Here is a 21836-nt window from a genome sequence, read left to right as displayed (position 1 = left end):
AATCCTTCCTCTCACTTACATACTTTTCTAATTAGGATGGTGAAGATAATGAATCAACGTATTGAAACGAAATTAGCGCAAATTGGAAACAGAAGTGAAAATGTAACGGGGACGGTTAATCCGCCTGTCTATTTTTCTACGGCTTATCGCCATGCAGGTATCGGTGAGTCAACTGGCTTTGATTATATCCGAACAGGTAATCCAACTAGATTACTAGTTGAAAATGCAATCGCAGATTTAGAGCATGGAGATAGAGGTTTTGCTTTTAGCTCTGGAATGGCTGCCATTCAAACAATCATGGCATTATTCCAAGGTGGAGATGAATTGATTGTGTCCTCGGATTTATATGGTGGAACTTACCGTCTTTTTGAAAGAGAATGGAGAAAGTACGGGCTAAATTTCCAATATGATGATTTTACAAAACCGGCTGAAACAGAAAAGCTAATAAACGAAAATACGAAAGCATTATTTATTGAAACACCAACAAATCCATTAATGCAAGAAGCAGACATAAAAGCACTTGCTGCAGTCGCAAAAAAACATAACATCTTAGTGATTGTTGATAATACGTTTTATACTCCAGTGATACAAACATCAATTTTAGATGGAGCTGACATTGTCATCCATAGTGCAACGAAATACTTGGGCGGACATAATGATGTTTTAGCAGGTCTTGTTGTGACAAAAGGTGAGAAGCTTAGTGAAGAGTTTTTCATGCATCAAAATGCAATCGGAGCAGTTTTGGCTCCATTTGATTCATGGCTGTTAATGAGAGGGATGAAAACATTATCTCTACGTATGAAGCAGCATGAACAAAATGCTAGGCAGGTTGCGGAATTTTTAGGTAATCATGAAGATGTTCAAGATGTGTTATACCCAGGAAAAGGTGGAATGCTTTCCTTCAGGTTAAAGGACGAAGCTTGGATCAATCCTTTCTTAAAAAATCTAAAAATGGTTACATTTGCTGAAAGTCTTGGTGGTATTGAAAGCTTTATCACATATCCTGCCACACAAACTCATATGGATATCCCAGAAGAAATTAGAATCGCAAATGGTGTCTGTAATAAGCTTTTACGCTTTTCAGTAGGAATTGAACATTCAGAAGATATTACGTCAGATTTAGCACAAGCATTTAAACAAATGAAGGGGGCTGAAGCAGTTGAGCAATCATGATTGGTCTTTTCAAACAAAGCTGTTGCATAATGAATCAAAGGTTGACAAAGGAACAGGTGCGGTAAGTGTTCCTCTCCATCATTCCTCAACATTTCATCAATTTGATGTTGAGGAATTTGGTAAATATGATTACGCACGCTCTGGAAATCCAACGCGTGAGGCATTAGAGCAGGCAATCGCTGAGCTAGAAGGTGGAGCAAGAGGCTTGGCTTTTTCATCAGGAATGGCAGCAATTTCAACTTCCTTCTTACTACTTTCTCAAGGTGATCATGTGCTTGTGACAGAAGATGTGTATGGAGGAACTTTCCGTATTATCACAGATGTTTTAACAAGATTCGGTATAGAGCATACTTTTGTAGATATGACAGATTTGCATCAAGTTGCTTCAGAAATTCGTCCTAATACAAAAGTAATTTATATGGAAACACCATCTAATCCTTTATTAAAGGTAACTGATATTAAAGGGATTGTTAATTTGGCCAAAGCTAATAATTGTCTTACATTTTTAGATAATACATTTTTAACTCCAGAGCTTCAGCAACCACTTGAATTAGGTGTTGATGTTGTTCTTCACAGTGCAACGAAGTTTTTAGCAGGACATAGTGATGTGTTAGCAGGTCTTGCTGTTGTAAAAGACGAAGAATTAGGTAATCGTTTATACAAACTACAAAACGCCTTTGGTGCTGTACTTGGTGCTCAGGATTCATGGTTAGTACTAAGAGGATTGAAAACTCTTCACGTACGATTAAAGCAATCACAAGAATCTGCTGAAAAAATTGCTGCCTACTTAGCTGATCATCCTAAAGTAGAAGCTGTTTATTATCCAGGATTAAGCTATCATCCAGGTCATGACACACATCGATATCAAGCCAAAGGCCCTGGAGCTGTTTTATCCTTTAAAGTAGCTGATTTCGAAGCTGTTAAGCTGTTAGTGGAACACGTGAAATTACCAGTGTTTGCAGTAAGTTTAGGTGCTGTGGAATCGATACTTTCTTATCCGGCAAAAATGTCTCATGCAGCAATGCCTGCAGAGGAACGAGAAAAACGTGGCATTTCTGATGGCCTGTTAAGATTAAGTGTAGGCTTGGAAAAAGCTGAAGACTTAATTGCGGATTTTGAAGCGGCATTTGCGAAATTACCTGCTGTGACTGTAAAAAGCTGACTCTTAGGAGTCAGCTTTTTTTATTATGGGGTAGTGATAGTAGATTGGGCTAGCGGGGAGTGTGAGGGGAGGTGTCGATTTGTGTCGAAAAACTAATATAATTCAATTTTTGGCAAATAAAATCAGCAAAACAGCAAATATGTTCCTGGAAAAAGCAAATATCTCATGCAAAACAGCAAATAAAATGCAGATTTCAGCAAATAACTCATTTTTAGAATAAGAGGAATATGAAAGGGGGATGACGAAATTGTGATAAAACAAGAAAAGGAATGATGATATGATTATAAAACCCCGCAAATTCCCCATCGCTATTAAAAAATTGAAAGCCATTCAAGGTCGTCTCGCACAAAGTCATCCGAAATATGAGATTATAAGTGAAAATATAGCGAAAAGAGTGTCAGGATATAAAGGAGAGCAAAGTTTGGATTATCATTTGAGTTTTCTGGACGAAAAAACATTCCATATCATCCATGATGTAAGGCTATTTGATGGTAAGCACTATTTTCAAATCGATACATTGATTTTATCAAGGAAGTTCATCTATCTAGTAGAAGTGAAAAATATTACCGGCACACTATTTTTTGATAATCAGTTTAATCAATTAATAAGAACACAAAATAATACTAAAGAAGCTTTTCCTGATCCGTTAATACAGGTGGAACGGCAATGTAATCAGCTAAACAAATGGTTAAAACTTCACAAATTCAAAAACCTCCAAATAAAAGACTTTATTGTTATAAGCTCTCCACGTACGATACTTGATACTTTTCCTAATAATGAAAAAATTCATCAAAAGGTGATTCACAGTGCAAAACTTCCTTTTAAGATAAAATATTTCGAAGAATCTCAGGAGAAAAACCTTCTCACAGAAAATCAATTAAACAAGTTAAGTAAACTTATAAGCGAAAAACATACACCGGGAAATACTGACTTTCTTACGTTTTATAATATTTCAGGTGATGAGCTACAAAAGGGAGTGATTTGCTCCCAATGTACAAAATTACCAATGGATATTATAAGAGGTCAATGGATTTGTAATTACTGTCACTTCATCTCAAAAAATGCTCATCTTGCAGCCATAGAAGACTATTCCTTGTTAATAAGTAATGATATTACAAATGCTCAAATAAGAATGTTCCTCAAAATCCCCTCCATTTATATGGCCAACAAAATTCTCACTACTCTAAAGGTAAATTTCACAGGTAAAAACAAAGGTCGAGTGTATCACTTAGATTTCGACTCGAGAATTCAAAATTATTAGACAATACCTACAATTATATACTAAGCTTGTACAATACATAATTTCACCAAGAAACTAACACACTACATGTAAATCGTATTCAAGGGGTTTTTAAATTGAAAAAGGGTATTTTGTTTTTACTCATTTTTACAGGTCTTATTCTTCCAGCTATTACTCATGCACATGTAAAGTGGTTTGCTACTGTTGATCCTGAGAAGGTTAGTATTGAAAAAATACTATCTCCGTTGTTCATTACGATTACCTTACTTTGTGCGGTAATATTAGCTGTGCTGTCTCAGGTGATGGGAAAGTTGATGGATATTCCGTTAGCGGCTAAACTGGATATCACATTGGATGGTTTTCGAAAATATTCAAGACATCTTTTAAAATATGGAACAGCTTTATCGTTTATTCTTCAGGTATCTTATGGAACGATGTTTGCTCCAGAATTTGAAATAACTGATTTGTGGCAAACGATTGTGATGTGGCTCATCATTATCTTCCTATTAATACCACATCATTATTCCACTAAAATTGCTGCACTCTTTATGTTAGGATTATTCGTCAATGTGTGGGGGCAAGCAGGCTGGTTTCATATGCTGGATTATGGCTTTTATTTAGCGGTTATAGGGGTATTGCTAGTAGGGCGTACAAAGTTTGAAACAATTGGTTTTCCATTTTTATATCTAGGAACAGGTTTAAGTTTATGTTGGGTTGCTGTTGAGAAATGGGTTTATCCAGTGATGACAACAGAAATAATTCAGCATCATCATGTTCCGACATTTGGTTTTCCAGCTGATATTTTTGTCTTATTATCGGCATTTATTGAATTTGTTGTTGGTTACTTATTAGTAGTAGGAATTCTGAATCGTGTGTTATCCGTTGTTGTGACAGTATTATTTATTTTGACAACGACGATTTTCGGATACACAGAGGTTGTAGGACATGCGATGATACATTTTGTTTTACTTATTTTTATCATTGAAGGTGTTTCATTCTACAAGCCACCTATTAGAATTCATAAAACAAGACTTGATCAAATGATCTTTGTTTCCTTGAATTTTATCTTTGTGTTAAGTACGATATTGCTTATTTACTATCGTTTTGCTTAATTAGTTCTTGATATTTAGGCCCTGTTAAACTTTGTTGTTGATTTCCGTTACAGGCATTCGCTTTCCGCGGGCGGGTCTGGAAGCCTCCTCTTAAGCTGCGCGTCTGTGAGGTCTACCTTTGACACGCTCTACCGCAGGGGTCTCATGGCCTTTCACTTCAATCAACCGAGTGCAAAAGCAAAGCATTAAGCTTTAACATAGTCAATATTTAAAAGGCCTATTCAGAAAAATTTTGGATAGGCCTTTTTTCTGTGAGTAAGCGTTTTAATGATATTTATATGCATGTACAGTATGTTTCTATCATATATAAAAAAGTAAGCTATAGCTTTTACACAATTTTACAAGGGGGAATAGAGATGAAAAAAATGCGTAATAGTATGTTGTTTATCATGATGCTTGCATTTGTTATGGTGATTGCAGCTTGTGGTGGTGGATCTGATACAGGAAGTACAAGTGAGGAAAATGAAGGAACAAATGAAACAGAAAACACCGAGGAAACTCAAGACCTAAGTTTATTAACAGGTGGAACTGGAGGTACATATTATCCACTTGGTGGGCAAATTGGAAAGGTTATGACAGATAATACAAATGCGAATATTACTCCTCAAACTTCTGGTGCATCTGCAGAAAACATGGAAACACTTCGTGCAGGTGAGGCAGAGCTTGCGTTTACACAAACAGATATTGCGGCATATGCAATTGATGGAAAAGAGATGTTTGATGGAAATCCAATAGATAATATTCAAGCAATTGGTTCGTTATATCCTGAAACAATTCAGTTGGTAACAACTAAAGATAGCGGAATTGAAAGTGTTGAAGATTTAAAAGGTAAAGCTGTTTCAGTTGGTGCCCCTGGTTCAGGTGCTTACATTAATGCTATGCAGGTTCTTGAGGTTCATGGATTAACAGATAAAGACATTAAACCTCAAAATTTATCATTTGACGAATCAACAGATGGTATCCAAGCAGGTACAATAGATGCGGCATTTATTACTGCTGGTACACCAACAGGAGCTGTTGAGGCATTATCAGCTCAAGAAGACCTTGTAATTGTTTCACTTGAAGAGGATATGGTTTCAGCGTTAATTGAAAAATATCCTTATTATGCAAAAGATACAATTGTATCTGGAACTTATGGTATTGAAGCAGATGTGAATACAGTTGCTGTAAAAGCAATGCTAGTTGTTACAGATGATCAAAGTGAAGACTTAGTGTATGAAATGACAAAGGCAATGTTCGAAAACACAGATAAAATTACACACGCTAAAGGTGAACTAATCACACCTGAATCAGCATTAGAGGGAATTGGAGACTTAGAAATTCATCCTGGTGCAGCGAAATACTATGAAGAAAAAGGTCTACAATAAAAAGCAAACATAGGGGTCTGACCCCTATGTTTGTATTGTTAGGTGATTGGCTATGAAAAAACACACATATCTCCTTGGAGTAGGCGGAATCCTGCTTTTATTCTCCATTCTGTTTATTCCCTATCAACAAGTTCTTTCAATTAGCTATCAAGATAATGATGAAATGTTAGCTTATCTTCCTATAACAAAATCTAAAACATTTAAGATTCAATACACACATTCTATTCATCTATCAGATGTGATTGAAACATACAGCGTGAAAGAAAATAACATCATTCTGAATGAGCTCTCCTACGAAGATTTTGCAGTAGGTATGCCTGCAAATGCTAAAGGAGATGAAGTCTTCAAAGTAAAGGATGGTACTTATTTTATATCAAATATGAAGAGAGTATTTCCTTTCTTTGATCTGCGAGTAGGACAAGTGAGGGCAAATCATAGGATACTTCAAGATACAAATTCATATAGATTAACAGATTTTATAAAACCTGGTGAGTGGGTAAGATTGTCGATTCAAAAGCTGTCGATTTGGCAGCAACTGAAAGGAGTGAAAATAAGTGGAAAGTAATCAATCTAATACATTATCAGCAGAAGAACAGCAGAGACTTCTTGAAAAATATGATCCAGAAGCAGGTACTCGTAAACTTACTGGTATTGTTGGCAAAATTGTTTTTATCGGCTTATTAGCTTTTTCATTGTTTCAGCTTTATACAGCGATTTTTGGCATCTTTACTGCACAAATTCAACGAACAATTCACTTAGGGTTTGCCCTCACATTAATTTTTCTTTTATTCCCGGCAAATCGTAAAAGTAAGAAAACCCATAAACTCCAAGTTACTTGGTATGACGGCTTACTTGCTTTACTAAGTGTTGGTGTTGGGTTATATTGGCCGATCTTTTTTGAAAAACTAGTGATGAGTGTTGGTCGATTAACAACTTTGGACTTCATTGTTGGTCTCATTGCTATTTTACTTGTATTAGAAGCAACAAGACGTGCTGTAGGCTTACCAATTACGATTATCGCTATTGTGTTTCTTTTATACGGTTATTTTGGACCTTATATGCCAGGATTTCTTTCACACCGTGGCTTATCTTTAGAAAGATTAGTACAAACAATGTTTTTTACAACTGAAGGAATACTTGGAACACCGCTCGCCGTCTCGTCCACATTTATTTTCTTATTTCTATTATTTGGTGCCTTCTTAGTTAAAACAGGTGTTGGTCAATATTTTAATGATTTAGCGGTTTCTATAGCTGGACGAAGCACAGGTGGACCTGCAAAAGTAGCAATTTTTTCAAGTGCCCTACAAGGGACTATTAGTGGCAGCTCTGTTGCTAATGTTGTGACTTCAGGATCATTCACTATTCCAATGATGAAAAAACTAGGCTATAAACGGGAATTTGCAGGAGCAGTAGAAGCAGCAGCATCTACTGGTGGACAGTTAATGCCACCCATCATGGGGGCAGCAGCATTTTTAATGGTAGAATTCATCGGTAACGGCATCACCTATTGGGATATTGCTAAAGCAGCAGCAATACCAGCATTACTCTATTTCACAGGGATATGGATTATGACACATTTTGAAGCGAAGCGAATTGGTTTAAGGGGATTAACAAAAGAAGAAATGCCTAACAAAAAAGAAGTACTCAAAAAGCTCTATTTACTATCACCTATTCTAGCCGTAATCGTTTTACTTATGTCAGGCGTGATCGTAACACATGCTGCTTTATATGCAATTTTACTAGCGATCATTGTCGGTTTTATTAACAAAGACACAAGAATGGGACCAAAGAAATTTGTTCTTGCTTTAGTTGATGGAGCGCGATCAGCTCTAGGTGTGGCAGCAGCAACCGCTGCAGCAGGTATTATCGTTGGTATTGTTACAAAAACAGGGTTAGGATTAAAATTGGCAAATGGGTTAATTGATTTAGCTGGTGGTTATTTAATTCCAACACTGATGCTAACAATGGTCGCAGCAATCGTACTAGGGATGGGCTCACCGACAACAGCAAACTATGTGATCACATCAACCATTGCTGCACCTGCTATAATTTTATTAGGTGTTCCAGACTTATCAGCACATTTATTTGTTTTCTATTTTGGCATCATCGCAGATATTACACCACCTGTAGCCCTTGCAGCATTCGCAGCAGCAGGTGTCGCTGGTGGAGAACCATTGCGAACCGGAATCAATTCGGCAAAGCTGGCCATTGCAGCTTTTATTATTCCATATATCTTTGTTCTTTCACCACAGCTATTAATGATTGATACAACATGGACTGAATTATTATGGGTCATTGCTACTGCACTATCAGGAATGATTGCAATCGGTGCAAGTATTATCGGTTTCTGGATGAGAAAATTAAACATACTTGAACGAGCTATTTCCCTAATCGGTGGGTTACTACTAATCTATCCAGAAGGAATATCAGACACAGTTGGATTAATCATCTTCTTAGGAGTATTTGCCAGCCAAGTATTCTTTAATAGAAGAGATAAAGGAATGTCGCTTAAGGCTTAATTCTATCGAGGATCATGTCAGATAAGGGCTAATACAGCCTTATTTGACATGATTCAAGTTATTTTCCGGGAAATAAGTCGAAAAGTGAGGTGGGGAATGGATAGTGTTTCAAAGGATACTTCAGCAAGATTTATTGACTTCAATTCTTCTTCTGAATATAATAGAATATGTATCTTTAAGAGTTTACAAGTTTATATAGCGATCCGATAGTTCAGTGGGAGAACACTACCTTGACAGGGTAGGGGTCGGGGGTTCGAATCCCTCTCGGATCATCAGGGAAAAGTCCTTAATATTAAGGGCTTTTTATTATTTTCAGACTACTATTTAACACAAAATTAATTAAATGGTAACAGATATGGTAACAACTTTAACCAAAACAACTATTTTATAATTTTATCTATGATATTGACTGCTTCCTCCTGCATTGTCGGTAGAACATGAGAATATATATCAAGAGTTATTTTAATATTCGAATGACCAAGTCTTTCTGAAATAACCTTTGGGTTAATACCTTCAGAAAGTAATAACGTAGCATGAGTATGTCTTAAATCATGGAATCGAATTTTGGGAAGATTAGCATTTTTAATTATTCTATTAAATGTTCTTCTAACATTTGCAGGATTAATAGCTGTACCGACTTGTGAAAAATTGACTAAATTATTTGGATTAAAAACACCGTTATATTCATTTTTTATATTTTCTAAGAATGACTTATGTTGTTTTAATAATTCAAGAGTGTTACGTGATAAAGGTATTGTTCTAATACTTGTTTTACTCTTCGCACCCTCGATAAAGGTTTTACCATCATGACTAAGTGTTTGAGACACTTTAAGAAACCCTTTTTCAAAGTTAACATCTTTCCATCTAAGACCCAATATTTCGCCTTGTCTCATACCTGTAGTTAGAGCGAGATGAAATATCAAGAACATATTTTCACTCTTTGCTATATTTAGGAAAGTGCTTATTTGTTTACTATTCCATATTGTTATTTCTTTTTTATTGTTTACTCTAGGTATTTTCACTTTTTGTGCATAGTTTTTAGGTATTAGCTCTAAATCATGAGCGTGACTAAGAGAATTACTTAGAATATTATAAACCTTCTTTATTGTTCCTGCTGAATAGCCATTTTCCGATAAATCATTTATAAAAGTTTGCAATTTAATAGTTTCTAATGATGAGAGTTTTAAATCTCCAATGTTTGGAATGATATAGTTATTTAGGTAGATTTGATAGATTCCCTGCGTTTGTATTCCAATCTCGTTCCTTTTACTTCTAAACCACTCTTCTAAAAAATCCTTTAAGAACATGTTAGAGGGTTCTACGTAAGTTCCTTTATTAATCTTGTCTTGCACTTCAGTTAATGCTTGTTTTGCTTCTTTCTGTGTATTAAAACCTCTTTTCTTTTTCTGCTTACGTTTTCCATTAATATAGATATCAGTTACATAATAATACTTATTGTTTTTATCTTTATAAACTGGCATTTAAAATAATCTCCTTTTAAATTCCCTCCCTATGATTTAACTGATTGTCGAATAGAGACATTATAACACAGGGAAATGATTTATTTTTTATGAATAAGTTATCTACAAGCATAAGTCTATTTATACTTTTTTATAAAAAAAGTATTTGTTTGAATGTATATTTCTCGTGACAAGCGACAATAATAATAATTTTATTATTTTTGAATAAAGGTACATTTTATTGGATAAAACTACGACTAAACCGAAACAGTAAGTGAGGATGGTAAACATATGAATAAATCATTAAATGAATATCCAGACGTTCTTAAAGTTACAGACACGTGTGAAATATTGGGGGTTGGACGAAATAAGGCTTATGAATTAGCTAACTCAAACCTATTTCCGATAAAGAAAATTGGTAGAACTATTCTTATACCAAAAGAACCTTTTGTAAATTGGCTTAATAGTAACGAAATAAAATAAAATGGAGTTAATATTTTGAAGAACTTAACTTATGAGTAATAAGTATTATAGAAGTTCATAAAAAAATAAACTAAATGAACGGTTATTACAGTCTTAGGCAGACTATTTATAAATTTTAATCTCAATAATGGGTGACTATATGCAACTTGAAAATATAGAAGAATTGATAAAGGAAGACACATTTTATAAAACTCACGGAAAAAAATACACTGATAAAGTCAAATATTTAAGTAAGGTACTTATAGAAGGAGAGACAGGCTCTGGTAAATACAAGGTTATTCCTTTTGAAGCTGGTATAGGTAAAAGTAGAAAAACAGACATGATTATAAGTGAGTATCTTAACAATTTAGGTAATAGAAAATTCCTTATTGTAAAAAGATTTAATAATGAAGCAATTGCTACAGCTAATCACATTAATAGTAACTCAATTTTGGGTGACAGTATTGCTTTAGCAATCACATCTGAAAATTGGAAGATATTGAAACAAAACCCTAAAGTACTGTTAAAATATACTGTTCTTATAATTAGCCATAGTAGGTATGTAAGGTTAGCTGGTGAAGACATTCATGATAGACAGTTTTTCACTAAAGACAGACATACAATGGTAATAGATGAAGCCCTCCATATGCCTATTTATAGTTTCACGGAAAAAAAGTATCTAGAAATTTTGAATTTATTACCTTTTTCATTGCATCCACTTTTTGTAAAAGCATGTGAAGGTTTATTTCATTATTTAACAATTAATAAATCACTATTAAAGGCAAAAAAACGGTCACATGAGATTATGGTATTTAAACCGAAATTAGACAAAGGTGAGTTAGCAGAATTTAAAATAAAATTTTTGGAAAAGGAAGGAATACTTGAAACTCAGAAGAGAGAAGATGTCAAAGATTTTGTAAGAGGTCTGGAATTGTTTTATGCAAATACTTGTATTTTTAACAACAATCGTATATCAACATATGACAGAGGATTAACTCGATGGGGACTAGCTAACAATATAATTCTTGACGCAAATGGTATGCTTGATAAGCGTTATGAGTATGACCCTAAAATAGAGGTTAATAGACAAACAAAAATTATTGACCACTCAACAACAAATTTTACACAAATTATTTTTAATACTTCTACTTATAATATAAAAAAGACAAATGGAAAATATAATAAAAAGATTGCAGAGTTAATTTCTAGTTCACAAAAGGACGAAGATAAAACATTAATTGTTACTAACCTTAAACTAAAGGATAAACTCGAGAGGGAATTATCAGAGTATGATATTCTGGGGAAAGTGGAAGTTTCATATTTTGGTAATATTGTTGGTAAAAACGAATGGAGAGAATTTAATAAGGTCTGGATTTTAGCTACCCCACATTTACCGATGGAACATTATACTATAATGTGGTCTATGGCAACGGGGCAAGAATTTCATAATCGGTTTAGAATGGATTACTATGCAAAAAAAGGTAAAATGGCTTTTGTTAAAAGTGAATTTGAAGAGATAAGGCAGGGATATTTAGCAGGCGAAATATATCAAGCAATTAAAAGGATTAACAGAGACAATTCACACGAAGCAGCAGTATTTGTTATAAATTCAGATGGTGATGTAATTGAACGTGTAATAAATGAATTAAAAGGTGTTAAGGTAAATTCCCCTGTAGAATTAGAGGTTGAATCAGAGAGTATATCTAGACCTGCAAAAACATCAAAAACAGAGGAATTAGTTCGTTATTTATTGTCACTTTCACAAGGGGAGTATCCCAAGAAAGAAATTAGCTCAAAAGTTGATATTGATAAATCCAACTTTTCTAAATATCTTAAGAGCGATGAAGTAAAATCACTTATAAAAGAAGGGTTGATTGAAATTAAACAAAAGAGTATTAAAAGACTTTATCCAGACTACTAATGATGTTGATAGCAAAACAAGTTTTGCATTTCTTTTAAAGCTGACGCTTTAAAATGCTTATTTTTCTTTTTCATCTATCTAGTAGTATTTCTTTTCTTTTATATGAGAACATATACGACTTAGTGCTATAAACCTTATATTTATTGATTATTTAACATTTATATCGGTAGAAAATAGAAATGCGAAAGACAAAGTATGTAAAAGTTCAGTCACGCGTTAGCGTGAACTGACAATGGCGAGTTGCTTAGCAACTTGCCTGTGATAAATTCAAAAGGAATTTTGAGTAGGGTATTTAGTTAAGAACACAGACCTCTGTTAATAATACCGATACCGATTGAGAAAAAAAAGCCTTATAACAAAGGGCTTTTTTTTAATTTATCGGAAAACCGATTAGAACCGATAAAGAAATATTAAAGTGATTTTTCAAGTAGTTGTAATTACTATTGATTCAAAAAATTGGATGATTTCACAAATTATAACAGGATATTTGTTGGATTTGTCGAATTAGGTAGAGCTGTATTCTTTAATAACAATAAAAGGAGGAAGTTATGGACAGAGTAAAAGTGAAAATTCAAAACTGTTATGGTATAAATTCTTTAGAAAATGAGTTTGATTTTACCAATGGAAAATCTACTCAAATTATCTATGCTCCCAATGGCATAATGAAAACATCATTTGCAAATGTTTTTGACGATTATTGTAATGGGAATAGTTCTAAAGATTTATTATTTCCAATGAAAGAATCTATTAGTAGCATTATAGTTAATGGTGAAGAAGATGCTTCTCCTGAATCAATATTTGTAATTAGACCTTATGAAAAATCTTTTAAATCAAATAAAATATCTACATTACTTGTTAATGAAGAATTAAGGAAGCAGTATGATAAAATTCATGAAAACATAGATATTCAGAAAGAAAAACTAGTAGAGGTTCTTAAACCATACTCAGGATTAAAAAAAGGCATCGAAGATGCATTGTGTGACTCTTTTGATGAAGATAATAATAACCTACTAGTATTACTAAGTAAAATTGAAGATAAGGTAAATGACGGGAACAGTTCGGTATATAGTTATATAGTATATAGTAAAGTTTTTAATGAGAAAGTTATAGACTTTCTTGAAACTGGTGATTTTAAAAACCAAATTAAAGAATATATTGAAAAATATGATGAGTTAATAAGTAATTCACCAATTTTAAAAAAGGATTTTAATCACTATCATGCAACAACTGTGCATAAGAACCTTAAAGATAACGGATTTTTTAAAGCTGAACATTCTATAAATCTAAATGTAAATGGAAAGAAACAAGAAATATCCGACCAAAAAGAGTTCCTAAGAATAATTAAGGATGCAAAAGATTCGATTTTAAATGACAAGTCCTTACAAACTATTTTTGAAAATATTGATAAAAAGATTTCTAATGCACAGTTAAGGGAATTTAGAGAATATTTGTTTGAAAATCAAGAGATATTGAAAGAATTGGCTGACTTAAATAAATTTAAACAACAGTTATGGATTTCATATATGAAAGAAAATAAGGAAGAGTTTATAAATTTAGTAGATGAATTTAAAAAAGGACAAAATAAAATAAAAGAAATTATTGAAAAAGCAAAAAGTGAGCAAACAGATTGGGAAAATGTAATAGAAATATTTAATAGGAGATTTTATGTTCCTTACAGATTAGGGATGAAAAATAAGGAAGATTCAATCTTAAAAGATGAAGCACCAAGTATAAATTACTATTTTAACGAACGTTCTGAAGATGTAGATGAAGAATTACTAGTAAGGGTTTTAAGTCAGGGAGAGAGAAGAACATTATATTTATTAAATATAATCTTTGAAATAGAATCTAGGAAAAAGCAAGGAATAAACACTCTTTTTATTATAGATGATATTGCTGATTCATTTGACTATAAGAATAAGTACGCAATTATTGAATACTTAAAGGATGTAGCTGACCATAACAGTTTCTGTTCAATTATATTGACTCATAATTTTGACTTCTTTAGAACAGTTCAAGAAAGGATAAGTGGCAATAGTAAATATATGGGGTCATACATGGCAATGAAAGAGAGGGATTATATAAAGTTAGAAAACCTTAAGTATAGATATATAAGTAACCCACTTAAGAATTGGAAAAGTAACTTAACTGATAATACAAAGTTGATTGCATCGGTAACATTTGCTAGAAATATTGCAGAATATATAGGAGACAATGAAAATTTTAACAAGTTAACTTCAATATTACATATGAAAGAAGCTACTACAACTTTAACAAAAAGAGAATTGCAAGAAATTTACAAATGTATTTTTAAAGATTTAAATGAATTAGAATTGGAAAATGGTGACAAAAAACTCTATGATATTATTTTTGATGTAGCTGACCATATAATAAATTCAGAGTCCGATTCAGTAGCTAACCTTGAAAATAAAGTAGTTTTATCTATAGCAATAAGGTTAAACGCTGAAAAGTATATGATTAATGAGATTAATGACCCAGAGTTCCTTTCAACAATTAGTAAGAACCAAACAGGTATTCTTTTCGGTAAGTTTAAAGAACTCTTTTTAGATAAAAAAAATAGCATAGAAATTTTAGAGAAAGTAAATATTATGACACCTGAGAATATTCATTTAAATTCTTTCATGTTTGAACCAATTTTAGATATCTCAGACCATCACTTGAAAACTCTATATAGTGATGTTTTGCAATTATTAGTTACATCAGAAGAATTAGTCAGTGCGAGAGAACAAGTTGCATTTAATCGAGAAGATGAGTAGAATCTTTTCAAATTATTCAATTTAAAAGAAAGTTTGTTTTTTAATGTTGTTTTTCATCTTAAGTAGTGTCATAACTTAAAAGTATTGACACCATTTTCCTGGACTAGTAGAATCAAGGTATTAGAAGGTGTCGTAACTTAGTGTCATAAACACACATGGAAAAAGAGGATTACACATATGAAATTTGGTTATGCAAGGGTATCAACAGTTAATCAAGATTTAGAGACGCAATTACAAGCACTAGAAAAAGAATGTTGTAACGAAATATATTCTGAAAAATTTACAGGAACTAAAGCCGATAGACCAAAATTTAATGAACTTCTTTCAAAGTTAAAAGAAGGTGACACTTTGGTTGTCACAAAGTTAGATCGTTTTGCTCGTTCGACTGTAGACGCTATTAGTACAGTCAAAGAGCTGTTTGAAAGAGGTGTTAAGGTTCATATACTAAACATGGGATTAGTGGAGAATACGCCAACAGGAAGGCTTGTATTTAGCGTTATGAGTGCATTTGCTGAGTTTGAGAGGGATATGATTGTTGAACGTACGCAAGAAGGGAAAATGATAGCAAAGCAACGTGAAGATTTTCGAGAAGGTAGACCAAAAAAATATTCAAAAAAACAGTTAGAACACGCTTTAAAGCTGTTAGAGACCAATTCATATAAACAGGTAGAGGATTTAACAGGAATATCAAAAAGCACGTTAATTAGGCATAAGAGAAAGGTAGCACGATAAGTGTTGCCTTTTTGTTTTTCCGTAAATGAAGAGGGGGGGACATTACATTTTTGACAAAAATTCAAAAAGGATAATACCCTATAGCACATCAAGAACTACACCTAATTATATCAACTATCCGAATGAATATTTTGGTATTATTGTAATTGATTGAATATTGTATGGAGGTAATGATGAATATAGGTGAAGAAATTGTTGCGTCTTATTTAGAATATATAAAAGAATGTGATTTTGTTCAAAGAAATCTCTATACAAAAGATGTTCAAGGTGAAATTGATGTTGTGGGTATTAATCTAAAAACAAATGAAGCATATGTCTGTGAATCTACAACTCACTTAACTACAGGATTACTATATGTAGGTAAAGATAATAAAAACAATAATATACAAAAGCTGTTTGATAAATTTAGTAAGGATATTGAATATGCAGATAAGTATCTACCAGACTATCAAAAACATTATATGTTGTGGTCGCCAATTGTAAAGGATAATAAAACAACACGTGAAAATAGCCAAATATATCAACTTAGTGTAGTAAAGGAAATGATTTATGAAAAATATGGGATAAACCTTGAACTTGTTATAAATGAAAGTTATCAAGATTGTTTAAAGGCACTAAGGGAGTATTCGAGAAAAGAAACGAAAGCATTGCAATCACCAATATTAAGATATATGCAAATAGAAGAGTATTTAAGTAAACATGTTATTAATCTAAATAAGTAAAAGAACAAGAATAGTGTTAAAAAGTGTAAAAGGAGGATTAAAGTGTTAACAAAAATAAAAAAGGTGAAGTTTGAACCAGAGTATAAGAACCCATTATATAAGGTACTTCTTGAGTGTCCAAATGGAAATAAATTATATATAAAATTTGACTATACATATTCTATGAATAATTATATGCCATTGGAAGTTGAGTATAAAGGAGTTAATAAGGGGGCTAAACTTGCATGGTATACAAACAAAGTAGAGAGTATGACAGTCAACAGTTTCTTAGGGGAAATTGCGTCTAGAATAAATAAAAAATACAATTTCATAATAGAGAATGAATAGATTTTGGCTACTTTTGTAATATAGTAAACACGCAGGGAACAATCCCTGTGTGTTATTTCAGAGAATATTACTACTCTATTACATCAAGGTAATCTTCAAGAAGTTCAATCTCTCTTTCTAACTGACAAATTTCACTATCTAACCTTTCTATTCTGTCATTTCTTTCTTTGGCTTTCTAGGTAGTCTAAAAATTTGACAGCACAGAAAGCTACAATTTCAATAATTGTAATATACGTGATGTACTTCATTTTCTTAGGTCAATTTCTCCCTTTAGTTACTTCATACTATATTATCGGTAGTTTACATTTATAGAGTAAATAATTAAAGGTACAGAGATGATTTACTCTGTACCTTCTAAGAACTATATTGATAATGTTAATAATAGGATTGTAAATAAAAGAGAACTTTTATCTAGTAAATGAACATGTTTCATATTAACTGCCTTTTAAGAAAAAGTAATTTAACTTATTGTATTAGGATATTAGTCAAATTTAATCATAGTAATAAAATAGAAATATATCCAGGGATTAATAGTAGGGGGATTAAATGACACCTTTTAGTATGATGAAAAATTACATAGTTATTATTTCAGTTTTTTTTGATTCAATTTTAAAAAGTTATGAACAGAAGAGATATTTATACTTTTTTCTACACTTAATATATGTTTTTGTTGTTGTAATTCCAGTTAGCTTTTTTGGGTCATTTTTTATATTAATGTTTAGAAGTCATTATGATGTAAGTTTAATATATTTGACAATCAGCATTGCTGGATTTATTACAATATCATTAGCTAGTATAGTATTATTGAACTTTAATATTAAAAATTTCTGTTTACCAAGATACGTATTAAATAGTTTTATTATATTAAAAGACATAAATTTTAAAGGGATTGTAATAACCTCTCTCTGGTTTATTTTGGGTACTTATTTTTTATTATTAAGTGTTTTTTTTACAATAGCAAATTTTCTTTTTCCTGATAATACCTTCTTAATTTTATTATTTTCTTTTATACTTTTTATTTTTACTGTTTTACTATATTGTGAAGCAACACCAGATAAGGAGAAAAGGTCTGAAAGACAATTTATATTATGGTTATTATTATTTGTTTTACTATCAATATTAACTTTTCTAAGTATACCTAAGACTTTTCAATCATTGAACGAAAAATCAATGATAAATTTAATGTTATTGTTAATGGGTCTTATTTTTAATTTCTCTCTAATTATGGATAAAGCAAGGGATTTTTTTGAAAAATATTATGAAAAAAATAAAAATAAAATTTTTGCATTTTGGGATGAGTTAGAACCAAATTACAATTATAAAAGATTTTTTGAAACTATTAACAGTAAGTTCGGTGAAACCAAAGGGGTTTATTTGGAAATAAAAGAGGTATGGAAAAAAGGACAGAAATTGAGAATAATCTTCTTTTTATTTGTATTTCCAATATTGGTGTATTATATTTTTGCTTTGATAAATAAACTATTTAGTATTCACCAAATAAAAATTGAAAAATTTATTACAAATCTAGTGAGTTCATTTTTCGACATCTTAGCAACAACTTTCTTCAACGGAGATAGAAAATTGGTTATTGTTTTCTTAATTCTAATAATACTTTTATATAATTTTTTTAAAAGGCTTTTTCTCTTCATTAGAAGTCTTAAGGAATCATATACCCTTAAGGGGATATTATCGAATTTGGATAACCTTCTTTTTATATCAATATACGTATTCTTTCTTCTAGGATATATTTTTGAATTAATGGCTTCTAAAATATTTATGTATAGTTTATTAATAATATTTTTAGTTAGTGTCTTTTTACATATGGTAATAAAATATTTTCTGCATGATAAAAACTGAAATTACATACATAAGGGTAATTTGCATTTAATTAATATAAAATATGATTATTGAATTGATAGTGGTTAAAGGAGAATTTGTACAAGTTATTGGAATAGTAATTGTACACTAGTAGGGGGTTAAACATGGAGTATAAAATGAGTGAGCAACTCTTTATAGATATATGGATTAAATATGGTCAACCAGAAGAGATTATTGAAAAGGAAGTTATATTTGAGTTTCTAAAGGAGCTAAATGAGAAAACGGAAGGTCTAGTTATTGTTGACCATTTTTCATACAAGAACTATGACCATATTTCACGTATAGAATTAACCGATAATTATTTATTTATATATTGGAAAGACTTTGAAAAATTCCCTACTGATGATTTTACTAGACAGATTTTTGGCAACTATACATATATGTATACACTATGTAGAATAAGAAAAATAAGGTTTGTATTGGTTGATGGACATATTTATATTATTTTTATGCCAAACGTTTCGAAGTTAAAAGAAGTAAAAAATTTCTTGGGTATTAGTAAACTCATTGAAAAAAAAGAAATTATTGTTGAAGATAATTTAGAAGAACTATACACAGCTATTACTTATGTGAAGAATAACCAAATATATAATTGTATTCTACATAACTTGCCTTTTTTTAGCTTTTTGATTCAACCCAAAGAAAATAGTATTGGAGTTGGATTTTCTAAATTAGTGTTAATGATTGAGACGTTAGACTACTCAAAAGTAAGGTTGAATAAAGCGATTGAAAAACTGAAAAGAGCTGACAATGATGACTTTGATGAAATACATAGTGTAGGTAATACAGCTAGAAGTATTTTAGAATCGATTCTAAAGTACTACTGTATATATGAAGCTTATTTGCTTCCAGCCGATGATTATGGGAAAAATATGCTAGGGAAGATACATACTCACTTGAAAAACAACAATGATAAAGTTTTGAAAGAATATTTTACAAATAATGTTATAAGGTTAGCCAATGACTTTTCGCATGACATTGGTTATTTTTATTCTAAAAGTGTAGCAGAAACTCTGTGTAATTCCGTTATGGAGATATTAGATGTTATTTATGAAACTATGGAGGATAAAAATTTCGGATAAATTTTTATAATAAATAAACATTAGAAGAATAATATAGAGATTATTGCTAATTTAACAATTAGGTGGGTAGGGTATAGTATATACCCTACCCAGAGTGCATTTGTTGAACTAAGATATTGATATATGTTGTGATAATTTTAAAAAACTTTTGAATAAAACGCGACTGCAAAGGTAAAGAAAGCAATTTTAAAAAATAGCACAAGATAGGTTTTTAATATATTAAAAATTAGCTTGTACTATTCTTAATTTAAAGTTTATCCTTTCTGTTTTTGCTCTATCTGCTTATATAAAACCTTTTAAATTGGTAACAATTTTGGTAACAAACTAATTAACACTTAAATTTACTCATTAAGGTTAATTAAAATATAATACCCTATAAATCCTTTAAGAAAGGGATTTATAGGGAGTAACGACAACCAATTAACACAGGAAGGTATTCTTTTTTCTACCTTGACAGGGTAGGGGTCGGGGGTTCGAATCCCTCTCGGATCATCATAGCGTGAAGCTTTAATTCCTGGTAGGTATGTGGAATTGGAGCTTTTTTTTATAGTGATAATTGTTATTAACACGTCTTGGGAGAGACACCAGATTCTTTATCTTTTTTCGGCAACAATGTGAATAATATCTTACTAAAGTATAGACTACTTCATGAATTCAAGGAGGTAGTCTATACTTAGTTGTAACAACGGGAGTTAATTTAAGTTGCTATTAAAAAGGAGGCGCTTTAACTTGGATAAACCATTTGGCTGGGCATATATTGGAAGTGGAAGTATAGCGCAAAAAACCGCTAAGCAAATACTTTCTACTGGTGACCATAAGATCATATCAGTCTGGTCTAATCGTAAAGAAAATGCAGATAAATTCGCAAGAAAATATAATTGTTTAGCATTTGAAAAGATGGAGGATGCTATACAAGCACCAGAGGTAGAAGGGGTTTACATAGCGACACCACACACAGCGCATTTTAATAATGCCTTGCTAGCATTAAAATGCCAAAAGCCTGTTTTAATTGAAAAACCAATTACAGTAAACTCAAAAGAATTAAAGATACTATTCGAATACGGATCTAAACACAGCTTGTATATAGGGGAAGCTATGTGGATGAAATTCAATCCATTAGCTAAATTTATAAACGAAAATGTTAAAGCTGGGAATATAGGTGATATTTTAGAGTTGGATGCTAGCTTCTGTGTTTGGTCTCCAAGAAGAGATAGGGTTAATAGACCTGAGTTAGGAGGGGGAGCTTTACTTGATTTAGGAGTTTACCCTATAACCTATAGTCATATGTTATTAGGAAAACCAGCAGCTATTGATGCCAAAACGACATTAAACAGATTTGGTGTGGATGGTGATGATAAAATTAAACTATTAAATAAAAATGATTCAGTAAGTAATATTTCTACTTCCATCTTTAAATATAGTATGATACAGGCAAACATAATAGGAACTAAAGGGAAAATCAAGGTACCTAATTTCTTCTCTGGTAACAAAGCAGTTATAACATCGAATGGAAAAAAGTTTGTTTATAAAACAGGTCGTAGTAGTTATACCTATCAATTTAATAAGGTAGCTCAGGATATTAGGCTAGGAAAATTAGAAAGTGAAGAAGTGCAGCATAAAGATAGTTTAGAAATAATGGAAATAATGGATGAGTGCCGAAAGCAATTTGGTGTTTATTACGAAAATGATAGAATCTAAAATTGGAGGGAAATCATAAGTTGGAAAAACTTTTAAATAATTACTTTTCAACAGTAGGAAAAACTAGATAAAATAGAAGATAATACACAAACTATCCATTTCCGTCCTAATGAATGAGTTTGCTATCAAATCTTAAACATACATAAACTATAGAATATTGAAATCTAATCATTTAAACGGTGGGAAGGAAAGAAAAGAATGTTT

17 protein-coding genes and 1 tRNA gene are annotated in these 21836 nt (G+C 31.7%); 17 read left to right on the top strand and 1 reads right to left on the bottom strand.

Features of this window, described 5'->3' with window-relative positions; all coding sequences use genetic code 11:
* Positions 1 to 48: 48 nt before the first annotated feature.
* The 8 genes from JOC75_RS09730 (at position 49) to JOC75_RS09695 (ending at position 8845) form a co-directional block, all read left to right on the top strand.
* A complete protein-coding gene (locus tag JOC75_RS09730; protein ID WP_204953863.1) occupies positions 49 to 1173 on the top strand; it encodes a methionine biosynthesis PLP-dependent protein in 1125 nt (374 codons plus the stop codon).
* Positions 1160 to 2335 carry a cystathionine beta-lyase gene (gene metC / locus JOC75_RS09725; RefSeq protein ID WP_204953862.1) on the top strand — a complete coding sequence of 392 codons (1176 nt, stop codon included), beginning with the start codon at positions 1160 to 1162 and terminating at the stop codon, positions 2333 to 2335. Before JOC75_RS09730 ends, metC begins: the two co-directional genes overlap by 14 nt.
* 277 nt (positions 2336 to 2612) lie before the next feature.
* The gene (locus tag JOC75_RS09720) at positions 2613 to 3596 is read left to right on the top strand and encodes a nuclease-related domain-containing protein (RefSeq protein ID WP_204953861.1); all 984 of its coding nucleotides are present in this window, start codon (positions 2613 to 2615) and stop codon (positions 3594 to 3596) included.
* A 95-nt stretch (positions 3597 to 3691) separates the two neighbouring features.
* Positions 3692 to 4687: a hypothetical protein gene (locus JOC75_RS09715; RefSeq protein ID WP_204953860.1), complete on the top strand. Its 996-nt coding sequence runs from the start codon at positions 3692 to 3694 to the stop codon at positions 4685 to 4687.
* Positions 4688 to 5043: 356 nt separating this feature from the next.
* Positions 5044 to 6054 carry a TAXI family TRAP transporter solute-binding subunit gene (locus JOC75_RS09710; RefSeq protein ID WP_204953859.1) on the top strand — a complete coding sequence of 337 codons (1011 nt, stop codon included), beginning with the start codon at positions 5044 to 5046 and terminating at the stop codon, positions 6052 to 6054.
* Positions 6055 to 6106: 52 nt separating this feature from the next.
* Entirely contained in the window at positions 6107 to 6619 is a 513-nt protein-coding gene (locus JOC75_RS09705; protein WP_204953858.1) for a DUF1850 domain-containing protein, read from the top strand.
* The gene (locus JOC75_RS09700; RefSeq protein WP_204953857.1) at positions 6609 to 8573 is read left to right on the top strand and encodes a TRAP transporter fused permease subunit; all 1965 of its coding nucleotides are present in this window, start codon (positions 6609 to 6611) and stop codon (positions 8571 to 8573) included. Before JOC75_RS09705 ends, JOC75_RS09700 begins: the two co-directional genes overlap by 11 nt.
* A gap of 200 nt (positions 8574 to 8773) precedes the next feature.
* A tRNA-Val gene (locus JOC75_RS09695) sits at positions 8774 to 8845 on the top strand.
* 108 nt (positions 8846 to 8953) lie between these two features.
* Here the strand turns inward: JOC75_RS09695 and JOC75_RS09690 are convergent.
* Positions 8954 to 10054 (bottom strand): tyrosine-type recombinase/integrase, encoded by a 1101-nt coding sequence (locus JOC75_RS09690; protein WP_204953856.1) that lies wholly within the window; start codon positions 10052 to 10054, stop codon positions 8954 to 8956.
* Between the two features lie 270 nt (positions 10055 to 10324).
* Between JOC75_RS09690 and JOC75_RS09685 the strand changes: the two genes are divergently transcribed.
* From JOC75_RS09685 to JOC75_RS09645, 9 genes are all read left to right on the top strand, one after another.
* A complete protein-coding gene (locus tag JOC75_RS09685) occupies positions 10325 to 10516 on the top strand; it encodes a helix-turn-helix domain-containing protein (protein ID WP_204953855.1) in 192 nt (63 codons plus the stop codon).
* A 139-nt stretch (positions 10517 to 10655) separates the two neighbouring features.
* Positions 10656 to 12416: a hypothetical protein gene (locus tag JOC75_RS09680; RefSeq protein WP_204953854.1), complete on the top strand. Its 1761-nt coding sequence runs from the start codon at positions 10656 to 10658 to the stop codon at positions 12414 to 12416.
* 548 nt (positions 12417 to 12964) lie between these two features.
* On the top strand, positions 12965 to 15193 hold the full coding sequence (locus tag JOC75_RS09675; RefSeq protein ID WP_204953853.1) for an ATP-binding protein: 2229 nt from the start codon (positions 12965 to 12967) through the stop codon (positions 15191 to 15193).
* A gap of 177 nt (positions 15194 to 15370) precedes the next feature.
* Positions 15371 to 15925 carry a recombinase family protein gene (locus JOC75_RS09670; protein ID WP_204953852.1) on the top strand — a complete coding sequence of 185 codons (555 nt, stop codon included), beginning with the start codon at positions 15371 to 15373 and terminating at the stop codon, positions 15923 to 15925.
* A gap of 173 nt (positions 15926 to 16098) precedes the next feature.
* Complete coding sequence (locus tag JOC75_RS09665) at positions 16099 to 16647, top strand: hypothetical protein (protein ID WP_204953851.1); 549 nt, start codon at positions 16099 to 16101, stop codon at positions 16645 to 16647.
* Between the two features lie 42 nt (positions 16648 to 16689).
* The gene (locus JOC75_RS09660) at positions 16690 to 16974 is read left to right on the top strand and encodes a hypothetical protein (RefSeq protein WP_204953850.1); all 285 of its coding nucleotides are present in this window, start codon (positions 16690 to 16692) and stop codon (positions 16972 to 16974) included.
* A gap of 546 nt (positions 16975 to 17520) precedes the next feature.
* A complete protein-coding gene (locus tag JOC75_RS09655) occupies positions 17521 to 18831 on the top strand; it encodes a hypothetical protein (RefSeq protein WP_204953849.1) in 1311 nt (436 codons plus the stop codon).
* A 125-nt stretch (positions 18832 to 18956) separates the two neighbouring features.
* Positions 18957 to 19934: a hypothetical protein gene (locus JOC75_RS09650; RefSeq protein ID WP_204953848.1), complete on the top strand. Its 978-nt coding sequence runs from the start codon at positions 18957 to 18959 to the stop codon at positions 19932 to 19934.
* A 729-nt stretch (positions 19935 to 20663) separates the two neighbouring features.
* Complete coding sequence (locus JOC75_RS09645) at positions 20664 to 21632, top strand: Gfo/Idh/MocA family protein (RefSeq protein ID WP_204953847.1); 969 nt, start codon at positions 20664 to 20666, stop codon at positions 21630 to 21632.
* Positions 21633 to 21836 lie beyond the last annotated feature (204 nt).

It is taken from the genome of Metabacillus crassostreae (assembly GCF_016908395.1).
GTDB lineage: Bacteria > Bacillota > Bacilli > Bacillales > Bacillaceae > Metabacillus > Metabacillus crassostreae.
The sequence above is the reverse complement of the archived record's forward strand: the minus strand, read 5'-3'. Positions and strand labels throughout refer to the sequence as shown.